Annotated in this window: 11 protein-coding genes and 1 riboswitch; of the genes, 10 read left to right on the forward strand and 1 reads right to left on the reverse strand. The window is 54.7% G+C overall.

What is annotated here, in order from left to right; translation table 11 throughout:
- Positions 1-24 precede the first annotated feature (24 nt).
- Positions 25-894 (forward strand): AraC family transcriptional regulator, encoded by an 870-nt coding sequence (locus tag PUR_RS21705; protein WP_179037052.1) that lies wholly within the window; start codon positions 25-27, stop codon positions 892-894.
- Between the two features lie 123 nt (positions 895-1,017).
- On the opposite strand, the gene PUR_RS21710 is transcribed toward PUR_RS21705, so the two are convergent.
- Positions 1,018-2,433, reverse strand: coding sequence for a glycoside hydrolase family 1 protein (locus PUR_RS21710; protein WP_179037053.1), 1,416 nt, complete (start codon positions 2,431-2,433; stop codon positions 1,018-1,020).
- 115 nt (positions 2,434-2,548) lie between these two features.
- Here PUR_RS21710 and PUR_RS21715 point away from each other — a divergent pair, with 115 nt between their 5' ends.
- The 9 genes from PUR_RS21715 (at position 2,549) to PUR_RS21755 (ending at position 16,464) form a co-directional block, all read left to right on the forward strand.
- The gene (locus PUR_RS21715) at positions 2,549-3,517 is read left to right on the forward strand and encodes a LacI family DNA-binding transcriptional regulator (protein WP_179037054.1); all 969 of its coding nucleotides are present in this window, start codon (positions 2,549-2,551) and stop codon (positions 3,515-3,517) included.
- Positions 3,518-3,791: 274 nt separating this feature from the next.
- Positions 3,792-3,891, forward strand: a riboswitch (cyclic di-GMP riboswitch).
- Positions 3,872-4,102 carry a hypothetical protein gene (locus PUR_RS21720; RefSeq protein WP_179037055.1) on the forward strand — a complete coding sequence of 77 codons (231 nt, stop codon included), beginning with the start codon at positions 3,872-3,874 and terminating at the stop codon, positions 4,100-4,102. (Overlaps the previous riboswitch by 20 nt.)
- Positions 4,099-7,245 carry a polysaccharide lyase family protein gene (locus PUR_RS21725; protein ID WP_179037056.1) on the forward strand — a complete coding sequence of 1,049 codons (3,147 nt, stop codon included), beginning with the start codon at positions 4,099-4,101 and terminating at the stop codon, positions 7,243-7,245. The genes PUR_RS21720 and PUR_RS21725 overlap by 4 nt, the downstream gene beginning before the upstream one ends.
- Positions 7,246-7,519: 274 nt before the next feature.
- A complete protein-coding gene (locus PUR_RS21730; RefSeq protein ID WP_179037057.1) occupies positions 7,520-9,751 on the forward strand; it encodes a helix-turn-helix domain-containing protein in 2,232 nt (743 codons plus the stop codon).
- A gap of 339 nt (positions 9,752-10,090) precedes the next feature.
- On the forward strand, positions 10,091-11,698 hold the full coding sequence (locus tag PUR_RS21735) for an extracellular solute-binding protein (RefSeq protein ID WP_179037058.1): 1,608 nt from the start codon (positions 10,091-10,093) through the stop codon (positions 11,696-11,698).
- An 87-nt stretch (positions 11,699-11,785) separates the two neighbouring features.
- A complete protein-coding gene (locus PUR_RS21740; protein ID WP_179037059.1) occupies positions 11,786-12,688 on the forward strand; it encodes an ABC transporter permease in 903 nt (300 codons plus the stop codon).
- A gap of 30 nt (positions 12,689-12,718) precedes the next feature.
- Positions 12,719-13,591, forward strand: coding sequence for a carbohydrate ABC transporter permease (locus tag PUR_RS21745; RefSeq protein WP_179037060.1), 873 nt, complete (start codon positions 12,719-12,721; stop codon positions 13,589-13,591).
- Positions 13,592-13,616: 25 nt separating this feature from the next.
- Complete coding sequence (locus PUR_RS21750) at positions 13,617-14,804, forward strand: MFS transporter (protein WP_179037061.1); 1,188 nt, start codon at positions 13,617-13,619, stop codon at positions 14,802-14,804.
- Complete coding sequence (locus tag PUR_RS21755; RefSeq protein WP_179037062.1) at positions 14,794-16,464, forward strand: hypothetical protein; 1,671 nt, start codon at positions 14,794-14,796, stop codon at positions 16,462-16,464. Before PUR_RS21750 ends, PUR_RS21755 begins: the two co-directional genes overlap by 11 nt.
- Positions 16,465-16,522 lie beyond the last annotated feature (58 nt).

The following is a 16,522-nucleotide window of genomic DNA, read 5'->3' on the forward strand; positions in this document are numbered from 1 at the left end:
TATAGAGGGGAGGGGCTGATTCTTATGATTCTGCACCAAATTTCGCCTTACATCCGTGTAGCCATGGATAATATTGTGGAAGATTCCTGGGTTATAAAAGAGAGGCAATTGTTCGATTATGAGCTGCTCTACATTATGGAGGGCAAGGTGATCGTGACGATCGAGGATGCGGTTTATGAAGGCGTTCGCGGCGATATTTTTCTGTTCCGGCCGAAGCAGCGGCATAAAATTAAAAAGGTCGGCAAGCAGCGTCTGCGCCAGCCCCATATCCATTTCGACTTCTTCTATACGGAGGACAGCGAGAAGGTAAAGGTGTCGTTTCGGCCGATCGAAGAGATTGAACCCGAGGAACTGGCTTATTTCCGGCCGGATATTATCGATGAGATGCCCGTCCCCCTATCCAGCCACCTGCGGCTGAAGAATCCGGTGCTGATTGAAAAAATGCTGCTGGACATCATCTACGAATACGAAACGAAAATGCCCTACTACGAGTTCAAGGTCAAAGGCTTATTTATTCAGCTGTGGATTCAGCTGCTTCGGGAAAATTACTGGAGCCTCAACTCCCATGTCGAGACCAATATGCATTCCCTGATGCACATTAAACAATATTTGATGCACAATACGAACCGCAAAGTAAGTCTGGATGAAATCTCTAAGATGTCCGGTATCAGCAAGCACTATCTGGTCCGCCTTTTTAGGCAGGCTTTCGGCATGAGCCCCATCCAATATCATCAGCTCATGCGCGCGCACGCCGCCAGGCATAGGATTCAGTTCACCGCCGACCCGCTGACCATTATCGCTGAGAACATGGGGTTCACCAGCATTCACGCGTTCAGCCGCTTTTTTAAAACCGTTGAAGGCAAGAGCCCCTCTTATTACCGCCCAAAAGGTTAATGCTCCCGTGCAGGTCATTGTCTACATTCATTCAGCACAAAAAATCGCACAGCCGCCCGTTTGAAGACGGAGCTGTGCGATTGTGCTGTCCGTTACACACTTTAGGATTGGCTGCCGGAGTTCTTATTTGAACAGGCTCTGCCCGTTGGTCTCAATCACTTTCTTGTACCAGTGGAACGACTTCTTGCGGTATCTCGCAAGCGTGCCCGAACCGTCGTCATGGCGGTCCACATAGATGAAGCCGTAGCGTTTCTTCAGTTCGGCGCTTGTTGCGCTGACCAGGTCGATGCAGCCCCAGCTCGTATACCCCATGACTTCCACGCCGTCGGCAACAGCCTCCGCGACTTGAACCAGGTGATCCCGCAAATAATTGATCCGGTAGTCGTCCTCCACCGTCTTGTCTCCGTTACCGTCCGTCACAAGCCGGTCGACGGCGCCAAGACCGTTCTCCACGACAAACAGCGGCTTCTGGTACCGGTCATAGTACGCGTTCATGATGTAGCGGAGACCCTGCGGGTCGATCTGCCAGCCCCAATCGCTCGCTTCGAGATACGGATTCGGGACCCCGCCCAGCAGATTGCCTTCTCCTCTGATCTGCTTCTCCGGGTCGGCCGTTTCGCAAGTGCTCATATAATAACTGAACGAAATGAAATCCACGGTATGCTTCAGGGTCTCTTCGTCTCCCGGCTCGAAATGAATGTCAATGCCGTTCTCTCTGAAGAACCGCTTCATGTAGCCCGGGTAATAGCCTCTGGCATGGACATCGGCAAAGAACGTATTTTTGTGATCGCTCTCCATGGCCTTGATCACATCGTCCGGATGCGGAGTGAGCGGATAAATCGGCATGCTGAGCACCATGCACCCGATTTTGAAATCCGGATTGATCTCATGCCCTATCTTCACCGCCAGAGCGCTTGCCACGAACTCATGGTGAATCGCCTGATACAGATCCTGCTTGCCCAGCTTCTCTTTCGGGGTGTTGATCCCGCCGCTCATAAACGGGAATTCCAGAATGGAATTGATCTCGTTAAAGGTGAGCCAATACTTCACCTTGTTCTTGTATCGGGTAAAAATCGTTCTCGCATAGCGCGCGTAAAAATCAACCAGCTTGCGGTTGACCCATCCGTCGTATTCTCTTGCCAGGTGCAGCGGCGTCTCATAATGGGAGATGGTGACCAGCGGCTCAATGCCGTATTTATGACACTCGTCAAACAGGTCGTCGTAGAACCGCAGGCCTTGTTCGTTAGGCTCAAGCTCGTCCCCTTTCGGGAAAATCCGGGACCAGGCGATGGACGTCCGGAACACCTTGAAGCCCATTTCCGCGAACAGCTTGATATCCTCTTTATAACGGTGATAGAAATCAATCCCGATCAGCTTCATGTTATCATCGGTAGGGACTTCCGTGGGAGGCGTCTTGACTCCATGCGGCATAACGTCCTGAGTGGACCACCCTTTGCCGTCTTCCTGGTACGCCCCTTCAAGCTGGTTCGCGGCTGCCGCGCCGCCCCATAAAAAGCTTTCCGGAAATTGCAAACTCATGTTTCTTCCCGCCTTTTCAGTTGTGATAATATAGGAATACCGCTCTATTTACGCATCCTAAACCTTGGAACGCGTTCCATGTCAAGTATTTTTCATGCGAAGGAGAATAAGCCTTATGTCCACTCTTGACGAGATTGCCAAGCTGTCGGGCTTTTCCAAAACCACGGTGTCCAGGGTCCTGAACCACTCCCCGCATGTCAGCCCGGAGACCAGGGAGAAGATTCTCGCCATTATGAAAGAGATGGACTATGTGCCCAACCGGAACGCCATTTCTTTATCCAAAGGCCAAACCCAGCAAATCGGCATGATCACCATGGACCTCAGCGAGCTTATCCTGCGCTTTATGAACGGCTTCGTCGAAATCTCCGGCCGGTACGGGTTTCAGACGATTATTTATACCACCGGCGGGGATAGGCAAAAGGAGCTGCAGGCCTTCGAGGATCTCAAAAGAAAAAGAGTCGACGCCCTGCTCATTCTGACCTCCGTGAACGATACGAATGTCATTTCTTCCTACTGCAAATATGGGCCGATTGTGTCGTGGCAGCGCATGGACCATCCTGAAATACCGTCAGTCGCTATGAATCAATATGACGGTTATGCCCTCGCCCTGGAGCATTTGATTGAGCGGGGCTATAGGCGTATCGCCAATGCATTCGGCCGCCCCAGCAGCATCAATACCCGAAGCAGACGGTTTGCCTATGAGCAAATCATGGACAAGTATAGTCTTCCTGTGCATGAGAAATGGTATTACTCCTCTATTTACAGAATCCGTGACGGCGAGCGGGTGGTGCGGTCCCTGATGGGCGGAACGGACCGGCCGGATGCGATTCTGTGCTCCAATGATTTGGCGGCGGCGGGCGTCCTCAGCGAAGCGCGCAGACAGAGACTGGACGTGCCCGGGGATCTGGCCATCGTCGGTTTTGATAATTCGGAGCTGTCGCGGACACTCGGCATCACGACCGTCCGGAATCCGATTGCGGGCCAGGCAGAGAACGCTTTTCTACTGCTGGCTCCTGCGCTGCTCGGGCGAAATCCGCAGCTCCAGCCGCTCTCGTTCAGCCTGGTGAAACGGGAGACTACATAGTTATTTATACCCATTATCTCTGTGCCAACCGGTTAAAAAGGACCATTCCTTTTTTAAAGACTAACAAAACATCATAGCCGGGCCGATACTACTATTGAACTGCTGTAAAGAATTATATAGGTTGTATCGGCTATCATCGTCCCAAACAAAACACACCTATTCTCCTACCTTTCTCTTCCCTCCCGCCTATGCAGCCGCAGCCGTTTTAATATAAATTTGCCGTCTGCTGCGCTGGTCCCAGTTTCAAGCCTTTTGCATTATTCAGCTTTACCCATTGTGACAAAGGCAAACTTGCCGAAAGGCAAGGACGCAAAGCCATAGGGCCTTCTTCGTCTCCACATCCGGAGAACGAGGGTGGCAGCCGTGCTGCCGGAAAAAAAGAATGTCTTCGAAGCTGCGCCCGTTACGGAGCGCGGCAGTCAGGCGTTCCGGGGGAAGAGCTTTTTGAACGATTGCCACCGTTTGAACGATTGCCTCGTTTGTGAAAAGTTGTTCCTCCTCCGCCCAAACCGGGCGCTGGTTTGCTTACCCGAGCAAATCGGCGGCGTTAAGGGGTATATTGAACCGGAGGAGAACTTGCTATGATGACCCAACGCAAAAAAAATGATCGACCCGTCCCCGAATTACGTGGAAAGAACGCAAGAAAGGCTTCACATTCCCGCTTCCTCGCCAAAGGCATCGCCGCGCTCATGGCGCTGGGGATCGCCATCGGCAGCCCGTCCATCCCGGCCGTCAAGGCCTTCGCCGATCAGCAGACGGCCGGCTCCGCGCCTGTTACTGTTGCACAAGACGTTTACGGCAATCCTGCAGCCGCCATGCAGCCGGAGTCCGTCCCCGCTGGAACGCTCTGGACCATCGGCACTCATGACGGAAGCTCCGCCGAATTTTCCGATTTCAAAGCCATGACCGCTTCTTACGCCGTCTATTCGCCGGATGCCGAACCAAGCACAAGCGGCTGGAAGTCGTTCCCGAAAGGCATGAAGGCCAGCGTTAACAAAACGCTCAGCATCGATTACTCGCTGAACACCCTGCCTGCTTACGGCCTGGAATTCGACGTGCACATCCTGAATGCCTATATATCCGTTCCCCAGATGGCGGTCTATTCGAACGGCAGGCTGGCGGGGCTTCTGCAGATTGCCGGTACGGCCGGCAGCGGCGGAGCCTACGCCTACCGCGACCTCTATCGTCTGTATATACCGAACGAGCTGCTGAAGACCGGAGACAACACACTGAAGTTGGAGGTATACGCCGGGGCCTATTCCAGTACTTCGGGGAATGCGTATCTGTGGTACGAGTGGGACGAGCTGTCCCTGACCGCGCTCTCCGCCCCGACCTCCGAGCCGATCCACGGCCGGTATGTTCATCTGGGAACCGCTGTCGCCAATTCATTCGTCATCAATGACGATGTAACCCGGCTCCTGCCCGATTTGACGGAATGGCTCGGCATTGCCTACAGCGGAAATATGATGCGGACAGGCTTCTGGTCTGACACGAGGAAAATGTGGCAGAACGGCATCGTCTCCTACCTCCAGACCATGAAAGATCTGAATCTGCAGCCGGTGGTCGGAATCTTCGGCACGGACTTTATGAATAGCGCCGACATGACCGCCGGCCACATGCCTGACAGCATGAAGACGTATTATCGACAGTTCATGGCCGATTATGGCTCGTATTTCTCTTATCTTGAAATGGACAATGAGCCCGGCGTGTTCAATCATAACCAGTCCTCACTCGTGGAAATGGCCCAGTTCCTGAAGTCGGAACAGCCCAATACTCCTTGGGTCAAGATGGTCGCTCCCGGCTGGGCCTACTGGCCGACCAAGGGAACGCCGTACGGCTGGGAGCGGGACCCCGCGCAGCGACGGCCGATCGAAGCGCTGTCGGACCTGACGAACGGCCACAGCTACGGGCTGTCGGGACTTGCGCAGGGACGAGGCGGCGCCCTGAATGAGAATTTGCTCACCTACAACGGCGGCACGGACGAAGGACTGCCGAAGGAAATGGTCATGACCGAATCGGGAGCGAATGATCTGCACGCCGACCAGAGCAAATTCGGCGCTTCAGCGTATAAATTCGCCGCCGCCTTTGACCGGGAAATGCGCGGAGATATCGGCTACGCGGACCATATTATGCAGCATACCGCTTTCGATTCGTCCTCCCCGAACTACGCGCTGTTTGCCCGTCCGGCCAATTGGAGCACGCACCGGTCGGCCGACACGGCGGCCTGGGCGGCCAATTCGGCGGAGGGCGGCGAGACCCGGCTGCGCACCTTCCGCCGCCTGGCGGCGGCCTATGCGACGCACGGCGCGCCGCTGCCCTACACCTTCCTGAGCGGCGACGAATCGGCCGGCCGCAAGATCTATGTCCGCGCCGTCGATACGCGCGCGCTCGGAACGTCTTTGGTCGGCGCCTCGTCCGACAAGCGGATCATCAGCGTCGTGAACTTCGAGCCGGCCGGCACTCCGGCGCGTCATGTGAGCGTCCGGGTCACGCTGCCGGAGAGCGGCATGTACCGGGTGGAGCAGTACGGGGACGGCAGCACCCTGGGCGCTTCCTATTCGGTGGATGACCGAAGTGTATCGTCCTACCTGGACCTCGACCTGACCGTAGCCGCCGGAGAAGCGGTTCAGCTCTATTTGACGCCGAAGGAAGATCAGTCGCCGGAGAAGCCGGTCATGGCCGGCGCAGCCATGGCGGCATGGAATTCCGCCGCGATTGATTGGAACGAAGCGGCGGACAACCGGGGAACGATCGGTTACCGCCTGTACCGCGACGAAGAGGAAATCGCGGCGCTGCCGTCTTCGGTGACGCAGTTCACCGATACGACGATCGGCTACGACCGCACCTACTCGTATACGGTTCGGGCCGTCGATGATTCCGGCAACGTCTCCGCCCCGAGCGACCCGGTGCAGCTGACCGTGCCGGATATGCCGGTTACCCCTGGCGGTCCGGTGTATGAGGCTGAGAAGGCTCAGCTTGGCGGCATCGCCAAAACGGCGGTAGACTACGCCGCATCCGGCGGCGGCTATGTTCGTGATATGCACGGCAACGGATCGAGCATCAGCATTATCAACATCATGCCGGGCGCCGGCAATTATTCGCTCCGCATCGGTTACGCCACCTCGGCGGACGCCACATTGAATCTGTATGTCAACGGCAAGATGATCAAGAAGCTGGCCTTCGTTTCAACCGGCAAGAACTCGGGCGCCGGCGCCTATAAAAGCATAACGGCCGATGTCACGCTTATCGACGGACCGAACACCATCATGCTGCGCCATGACGGCAGCAACACGGGAGGCGTCAATATCGACTATGCAGAGCTCACTCCCAAGCAGTCATCAACGACGGAGTCCGACTGGCACGATTACGCCTTTAACGATCCGGGCGTCTACTATTCTCCGGGCGTCCAGACCAATGACAACGGAAGCTGGAACGAAACCGAAGCTCCGGCAGAGGTCGCATCCTTCGGCTTCACGGGAACCGGCGTCCGCTGGCTGTCTAACGTGCAGAGCAATTTGGGCAGAGCGGATGTATATATCGATAACGTGCTGCAGGGCACGATTGACCTCACCGCCGCCGATCTCGAAGGCTACAATAAAGTCGTATTTGAGAAAAATAATCTGCCGGACGGCGACCACACCCTGCGGATCGTCACCTCGGAAGGCAAGGTAACCTTTAACCGCTACAGCGTCAACGGTCTGCAGCAGACCCTGCAGCTGGCGAACTAGAAGCTGCACTCACAGCGTGCATGTTACCGGCAAGCAGGCCCGGTCCGATACCTTATGGGCCGGGTTTTTTCATGATTTGCCTTCATCTGCCCACGAGGCAGATAGAAGAATGTGCGAGGATAAGGACAGAAAGGGAAGGGCTTCACGCCCAGAGCTCTCCCAACGTTTCCAGTAAAAGCTTCACCGCTAAGGGATTGCCCAAACCGGGCAATCCCTTTATTATTGTTTCTAAATATTTATTCATTAATGGGATGAATAGACAGAGGTGAGAGGATTGAAAAAATGGTATCAAAAACAGCTTCTGTCGTATTTTCCGATTTTCCTCCTAACGATCACGTTGATTGTCCTGATCGGGATGGTCACCGTTTCGGATATTTCCCGGAGGGAGACGGAGCGGGCAAATGAGATTTTTGCCAGATATATATCGGAGATGATTGTAGGCTCCCTTGATGAGGTGGAGCAAGCTTTCCTGAAAGAATTCACGCTGAATGATGAGATGATGGATTTCCTCGACGGCAGCAAGCCGAACTCGCAGCAGGAAGATATCCAGCTGTATGAAGTCGCCTCTTCGCTCCGTTCCCTTCAAAATGATTATTCTCTCATTCAATCCATCTATCTATACCGGGCCAGCGACGGGCTGGTTATCATGTCGGACGGCAAATCCGAGCTTGACCCGTTCTATGACCGGGACTTTTTGAAACGCCAGCTCTCCGGCCCACTGAACACGGAAGAATGGTCGGAAGCCCGGGCGGTCCCGAGCTCTTACGATGACGGAAATACCCCGGTGATCTCGTTGGTTAAGCCGCTGCCGATACCTTTTGGCAAAGAAGGGATTGCCGTCATCAATGTGAAGGTAGAGGGCTTTGCGAACGATATTCAAATGGGCAAGAACCGGAATATCACCTATCTCGATATCGTGGACCGGGACGGGCAGGTCGTCCTTTCCTCGGAAGAGGCGTTGGAGGGCGAAGAAGAGCAGAGCAAAATCGACTTTCTGGCGCAAAGGCCGATTGAGAACACAGGCTGGACGATCCGCAGCGGCATCAAGTCCGGCCAGTTCTTTCAATGGTTTGAGTTGATTTCCTACACGTGGATTGCGGTCGGGGTAGCGGTTATCGCGCTCAGCACGGTGTATGTGGTGTATATCTCCAAACGGAATTACAAGCCGATCGCCCTGATTCTGAACAAGCTGGAGACGATTCAGCTGAAATCCGCCCTGAACAAAACCGAGGAGGGCGATGTGCGGTTTATCGAGACGGCCTTGGAGGAACTGACCGCCCAGATGAAGGAGTATGAGCGGGAGAGCCAGGACAATCTGCTCACGAAGAAGCGGCAGCTCTTTATCGACCTGATCGAAGGTTCCGTCACCGAGTTCGATGAATTCTGGCAGGAGCCGATCCCCCTGCTTCAGGAGCAGCACCGCAAGCGGTACAAGTGGTTTCTCGTGGCGGACATCGAGACGGATAGCTTGAACCTGGAGCCGGAGGAGCAGGCCTTGGTCCGGCTCGCGCTGCAAAATATGCTGCAGGACTTCTTCAGCAGCGAGGAATGCCCGTCCTGGTGCGAATGGATTTACGGGAACCGGCTGGGCATTGTGGCTCCTGCCGGAAGCAGCCCGTATTCGGAAGCCGAGATCATCGCCCTGACGGATAAATGCCAGGACTGGGTGAAGGGGCAGTTCGATCTCTCCTTCATGTTCGGGGCTGGGGCTGCCTTCGAGACTTGGCAGGAGGCTCCGCGTTCGTATCAGGGGGCCAAAGAGGCGCTGGAGTACCGGTTAACCCGGCGCTATGCCAATGTCATATTCACGGATCGGATTCAGGAAGAAGCCGGCCAAAAATGGATGCAGGTATGGCCCCTGATCATGGAGATCGCGGAAATGTTCCAGATGCGCAATGAAGGCTGGTCCGCCAAGGTGGACCTTATGTTCGAGCAGTTTAAGTCCCAGAAGATGAGCGACCAGAGCATTTATACGATGATCGGATCGCTGCTGAAATCCATTCAAAAGAAGGCGGGAGAGGGCATACTCGTGCTGGACGCTTCCACTTCCCTGCCAAATAGCGGGAATGAGGCGGACTCCCGGCGCTATTTCGACGACCTGCCGGCATTGGCGGATGAGGTCAGGGACATCTTGCATTCGGCCTATGGGGAATATGTAGCGATCTATGAGAACGGCGGGTTTCACTCGACCATGCTGGAGATTCGCGAGTATATCATGGCTCATTTTGACGACCCCGATTTATCCCTCAAGCATTTAAGCGACCGGTTCCAGCTGCAGGGGAAAAATGTGAGCCAGCTCTTCAAGGAAGCCTTCGGCGAAAACTTCGTCGACTTTGTCCTGCAGCTAAGGATCGGCAAGGCGAAGCGCCTGCTGGTGGAATCCGAAATGCCGCAGCAGGAAATCGCGATGCTGGTGGGCTACTCCAATTCGATTACGTTCGGACGGATGTTCAAGCGCGTGGTCGGGATGACGCCGGGCGAGTTCCGCAGACAAAATGCCGGCTAGGCTTCAAATCAGACTAAGCCATTCCCGGATGATTTCTTATTTTCAATCGAAAAAACAGGTGCATTTCAGCAGCGGACCCGGCCTCCAAATGATGAATTAAGTGTTATATAATCTAACATAAACCGAAAAAAACCGCATAGTTCTGCGATTTTTTTCGGTTTATTGCTTAAAAATGATTTATTGAGTCATGAATCCTGACGTTAAGCACGGTTTATTCGCTGAAAACAAGTTTATTGATCCTTTCTTATGTGAGCTATCATACTGTGGGTAATCCCGAGGACGCCGTGAAGGGTGACAGCAGGGAAATAAATAAACAATCGGATAGGGGAGTGTAATGGCATGGAAAAAGGCAAGAGCAGGTTCAAGCAGTACTCAAAGTTGATGATTCCATTGACGTTGAGCGCATCTTTACTATTATCCGCGTGTTCCAATTCGGACGCCACAACGGATGCAGGCGGCGCTTCGACGGAGAAGGTCAAGCTGAAGGTCGAAGTCTTCGACCGGGGGAACTCTCCTTCGGGAATGACGATCAGCGACAACTACATGACCAATTACGTGCAGGAGAACTTCGGTACTCCCAACAACATTGAGATCGAGTATGTGCCTGTCCCCAGATCCGAAGAAACGCAGAAGCTGAACGTCATGATGGCCAGCGCCAACGACGTCCCCGATATCGTCTTCACCTATGACTCCGGTACGTTCTATCGCTATGCCACCCAAGGCGGGCTGACGGATGTGACTGAGCTCCTGGATCAGTACGGCTCTAACTTGAAAAAGTACCTGGGCGAGGACGCCCTGGCTTACGGCCAGGTGGACGGCGCGCAGCTGTCGATTCCCGGACGGCGTCTGGTGCTTGGCAAGTATGCCTCCTACGTTCGCCAGGACTGGCTGGACGCGCTGAATCTTCCGGTCCCGAAGACGGCGGATGAGCTGTATAACACGCTTGTTGCTTTCAAAGAGAAGGACCCCGGCAATAGGGGCGGCAAAGTGATTCCGCTCGGCATGAGCATCGCCCCCGCACAGTATGACTCCCTGCTCTGGTCCTTTATCGAGCCGACTACCGATGAACAGCGGTACACGCTGACCCAGAAATTGGGCTCCGCCGACATTCCGGTTCTGCTCCCCGGATTTAAAGAGGGCCTCCACTTTATGAATAAACTGTATAACGAAGGATTAATCAGCAAGGATTTTGCGCTGGATGAAGATAAGAAGCAGCTGTGGCAGGACGTGCAGAACGGTCTGGTCGGCGCTTACACCGAGGATGCCGGCGAAATGTATTTTGATTATACCAACACGTACAAGAACCTGGAGACCAATGTGACAGGAGCCAAAATGACGCCGATTGATCCTTATGCGAATTCCGAAGGCGTAACGGTCAAGCCTGTCTATGCGCCAAATGCGATGTACATCATGATTCCGAAATCCAGCAAGCATGCGGTCGAGGCGATCAAATATCTGGACTGGATGGCTTCCGGCAACAACCTGTTTTTCATGCAAAACGGCGTCGAAAGCGAGAACTACACTCTGGTTGACGGTATTCCGGTAGCGAAGGCTGACGCTCCTCAGGAGGTTACCGACCGGATGTACAACTACGGCGATATGGCCATTATTGCCAATGGCAAATATATCGGCGATGAGAAGAGCAATGCCGAGGCCTATATCCGTCAGGTGCCGGAAGAGTATCAGGATCTGATGAGAACATCCGTCGAGATTTCCAACACGAATCCGATCGAACCCATCGTCATGCCGGTGCCGATTCAAGCCGAATCCAAATACGGCAGCGGTCTGGAGAGCAAATACAAGGAGATCATCGTGAAGACCGCCATGGTGAGCGAAGATGCTTTTGACAGCACATACGATTCGCTGATGAAGGAATACATGGCGGGCGGCGGACAGGCCATCCTGGATGAACGCACGAAAGTCTACAATGAAATGATCAAGAAGTAAGGTTGGATCTTAAGTAAAGTCCGGCGGGGCTGGCCCGCAAGTCAGGCTGTCAGCCCTTAAAGACTGTTCGTAAAGGAGGCGTACCCCGTGAAAGCTGGCATTTATTACAAAAGATATTGGCGTCTTTATGCCCTGCTGCTGTTCCCTTTGATCTATTTTTTCATCTTCAAATACGGCCCGATGTATGGCGTACAGATCGCGTTTAAGGATTTCAACTTTTTCCAGGGCATTTCCGGCAGCAAGTGGATCGGCCTGGACGCGTTCCGCGAGGTGTTCCATAATCAGGAATTCTACAAAACGCTGCGGAATACGCTGATGCTGAACTTCCTGGACCTGCTGATATCTTTTCCCGCGCCGCTGATTCTGGCCATTATGCTCTACGAGCTGAACATCGGCTGGTTCAAACGCCTGTCGCAGACCATTCTGTACATTCCGCATTTCATCTCCTGGGTCATCATCGGCGGGATCGTCACCCAGGTGTTCGGCACCCAATCCGGCATGATCAACAACCTGCTTGAAGGCATGGGATTCAGCGCAATTCCTTTTCTTACGGCAAAAGAAAGCTGGCTCGTCACCTACCTGATCACAGGGGTATGGCAGAGCGCAGGCTGGGGAACGATCCTGTATCTTGCCGCACTGACCGGCATCAACCGCGAATTGTTCGAGGCGGCGGAGATCGATGGCGCGAACCGCTTCCAGCGCATCCGGCACATCTCGATTCCGGGCCTCAAGACCACCATTGTAACCCTGCTGATTATCCAACTCGGCAACATGATCAGCATCGGCTTTGAACGTCCATACGTTATCGGCAACATGGCGGTCCGCGATTACTCGGATGTACTCAGCACTTTTGTATACCGGATCGGCATCGAATCCGGGCAGTATACGATCGCGACGGTCGTCGGGCTGTTCCAGGCGGTGGTCGGTCTAGTCTTCCTGCTGATCGCGAACTTTGCCTCGAAGAGGCTGACGGGCGACGGGATTATTTAACAGTTAAAAGACAGACAAGGAGTGGGATTCATGAGTGAAAAACGCGTCAATCGCCTGTTCGATATTTCGAATATCGTTCTGATTTCATTAGCTGTTATCGTCTGTATAGCTCCTTTTATCCATATTATCGCCATTTCCTTCAGCTCGTCCCGGTCGATCATGTCGGGCAAAGTGACGCTGTTCCCGATGGAGATCACCTTCGAAGCGTACAAGCGGGTGTTCGGCGATACCTCCATGCTCCGCTCGCTGGCGTATACGATTTTTCTAACCTTGTTAACGACGGCATGCAGCATGCTGATGACCATGATGGCGGCGTATCCGCTGGCCAAGTCCAATCTTCGCTGGAAAAGCCTGTTTATGTTGATTATCGTCATCACGATGTTTTTTAGCGGAGGCATGATTCCCGAATATTTGCTGATCCGCGATCTGGGACTGATCAACACCACCTGGTCGCTCGTGCTGCCCAATCTCATCAGCCCGTTCTACCTGATCATTCTGATTACCTTCTTTAAAGGGATTCCGGATTCGCTGGAAGAAGCGGCTGAAATTGACGGAAGCAATCACTTCAGAACGCTATGGAGCGTCATCCTTCCGCTGTCCTCTCCGGTGCTGGCCACGCTCAGCCTGTTCTATGCCGTAAACCGTTGGAACGGATTTCAGGATACGCTGATGTACATCACGAAGCCCGAACTGTACCCGCTGCAGCTGAAGCTGTACCAGATTGTGAGCAACGCCCAGGCCAGCGACCTGCTTCGCAGCGAAGGGGTCGGCATGTTCGAAGTTATGCCCGAAGGGCTAAAGGCGGCCAGTGTAATCTTTGCAACCATCCCGATTCTGCTCGTCTACCCGTGGCTGCAGCGTTACTTCGTGAACGGAACCATGGTCGGCGCAGTGAAAGGATAACGAACTTTTAGTAGAAGGTGTGCACATGACAAGGCCGACATGGCTTGAAGGCTTTCCTACCGTTTTATTTCGCTTAAGGGGATTTTATTTGCTGACGGGATTGGCCGGAGGGCTGCTTAATCCCTATATCAGCACCATTTTTATCGATCAGGGCTTGAACCGGGACCGGGTGGGCATGATCATGGCGTTCTCCTCGTTTCTGGTTATCGCCGCCCAGCTATTCTGGGGGAGGATGGCGGACAAGTACCGCATGACCAAGCTGATTCTGGTCTTAAGTTTGAGCGTTCCGGCTATGGCGGCCCTGCTGTTCCAGCTGCCCTCGGTCACGATTCTGATTATGAGCTATATGCTCTACATCGCTTTTACCGCACCGCTTGCTCCGGTGAGCGACGCGTATGCCGTAACGGCGGCTTATGCGGCAGGCTCCTCCTATGGGACCATCCGCTGCTTTCAGAGCATCGGGAACGCATTCGGCGGCTATGCAGCAGGATCGTTTGTTGCGGCGTATGCGCCGAAGTATCTGGGCATCCCGTTTCTCCTGTTTACCCTTATCGGGATTCTCATTATTCTCGGCTTTCCCAAACAGTCGGATGTGAAGGTCAAGACCAAAAGCTTCTCCAGCGGACTGGCCGGGCTGCTTAAGCATAAGACGGTGCTGCTGTTTCTGCTGGCCTGCCTGCTCATCAACCAGACGCTGACTGCATTTAACACCTATTTTGTGGTGGTCTTTCAGATGGCGGGCGGCAGCTACCAATGGTCGGGCATCGCGCTGATGATCGCCGCTTTCTCCAATGTTCCCTCCATGTTCCTGTCGGCGTATATCATTAAGGTTCTCGGTGTGGAAAAAACAATGCTCCTCGGAGCACTCGCCTATATTTTGCGTTGGGGCATCCAGTTCATGTTCCCGGTTCCGTCCGTGATGGTGGGCGTGCAGGTCTTGCAGGGCTTGTCCTTCGGTCTCCTGTACGTGACGGCGGTGGAATTCATGGTGCGGATCGTGCCGGAAGAGATGCGTACGACCGGGCAGAGCATTCTGTCGATCGTCTTCTCCGGGCTTGCCGGAATACTCGGAAATCTGCTGAACGGCTACCTGCTGGAAGCGGGCGGCCCGTCCGCCATGAACCTGTCCTGTACGATCAGCGCTGCGATTGGCGCCGCGCTGCTGCTTGCAATTACAAGAACCCGGAAAGGTACGGTGACCGATGCCAGATAATCCCATGCTTACGATGTCGGAAGAACAGTTGTTACTGGTCGCTCAGGTGATGAAGGAAATGGACGCTTGCTATGACCCCAAGGCGCAGATGATCGCCGAAGAGGTAAAGGGCGAGCGGTTCCATGTAACAAGAGAAAGCGCGCACTACGCCCTCGGGCTGCTGCTTCGAGACGAAGGAGAAGACGCCGAGACGGCCTTCAAGGTGATCGGACGCGTGCTGGATATGCAGCTGGCTGTAGACGGTGAAATCTATGACGGCACCTTCCTGGAATCGCCGGAGCGCCCCCGGCCTCCCGCGGGCTATACCGCCTGGGGAACCTTCCCTCCGGGATATGGTTATGCCAATCCGGATGCCATGGATGAGGTGTACCGTCGCTTTGCGGAATATGCAGGTTTGCAGGCTCCGGAGCTCTTCGGGATGTTCCGCAGAGCCGTGGACGAAGTGTATCCCAGGGTATGGAGAAGCTTTGACCCCAACTGGCGCGAGTTCATCGCGTGCACGTTCGCGCTGATCCTGGAGCATTTTGAAGAGAAACTGCCGAAGGAGCTGGCGGAGCGGATCGACCGGGCCATGCACCGTACCGTATCGGCCTCGTTCGAAAGATACCTCTCCCAGTCGATTCCCACGAATACCAACATCGAGCTGATGCATCTGTTTATTGCCCATTACTACGGACACCGGTATCACCAGTTGGGGTGGACTGTGCATGCGGAGCTCGGCGCGATGCGGCTGCTGGAGGACTACCGGGAGTTCCATTCGTTCGCCGAGTTTAACTCCAGCACGTATTACGGCGTCGATCTTACGGTGCTCGGCATGTGGAGACGGTACGGACGCACCGCTTCCTTCAAGGGCATCGGGCGCGAGCTGGAGCATGGCCTGTGGGAGGATATCGCCGACTTCTACGAGCCGAATCTGGAGAACCTCTGCGGCCCTTATGCCCGCAGCTACGAGAATGAAATGACCGAGCACAGCTCCATCGGGGTGTTCATCTACTTGGCGCTTGGAGCCGGTTACCGGCATTTGACGGGAATCAACTGCGAGACCAGCCATGACCCCATGATCGCGCTGGTCGGGATCGATGTGCCGGAAGCCGTGCGCATGAAGCTGCGGGATTCCCAAGGAGAACGCTTCGCCTACAGAAGGTTCAAAGAGTTATGCGAACGGGACCTGCCGGGGCGCAATCGCAATGTCTGCGCCGCCAGCGCCTGGATCTCGGAGCGGCTGATGATCGGCGGCATGTCCGGCAGCCGGAACACAAACGGGCAGATGCATAACGCCACCGCCCACTGGCTCGCCGAAGACGGCCGGCGGTATACCATGCGCATGGTCCGCCGGGCTGTCGGCGAGACGTGGAACTCGCATCTTCGCGGGATGACCTTTAACGCGGAGGCCGGGAAGCGGCGGCTCGACATCGCCGCCGAATTTCACAGCGAGGTCCCGGTCGAGCTCGTCTTTGAAATCGGCGGTGAGGAGGTCGGCGGCGTGGAAATCTCGCCCGGCCGCTGGCATCTGCCGGGTCTCCAGGTGGCTGTGGAGGCGGATGCCCCCGAACCGATCCTTGTACATACCGGCACGAAGGCGGAGATTGTGTATCCCGTGCATGCGGGGGATCAGGTGTGGGAGAAGATGGCGTTTGTGCTCAGGTTTGAGGGGGAGTAGGATCTGCAATCCACGGTATGCTCGGATAACTTACTCCGGTGCAAGCCAGAAAAGTGCC

This window comes from Paenibacillus sp. URB8-2 (genome assembly GCF_013393385.1).
Lineage (GTDB): Bacteria > Bacillota > Bacilli > Paenibacillales > Paenibacillaceae > Paenibacillus_AQ.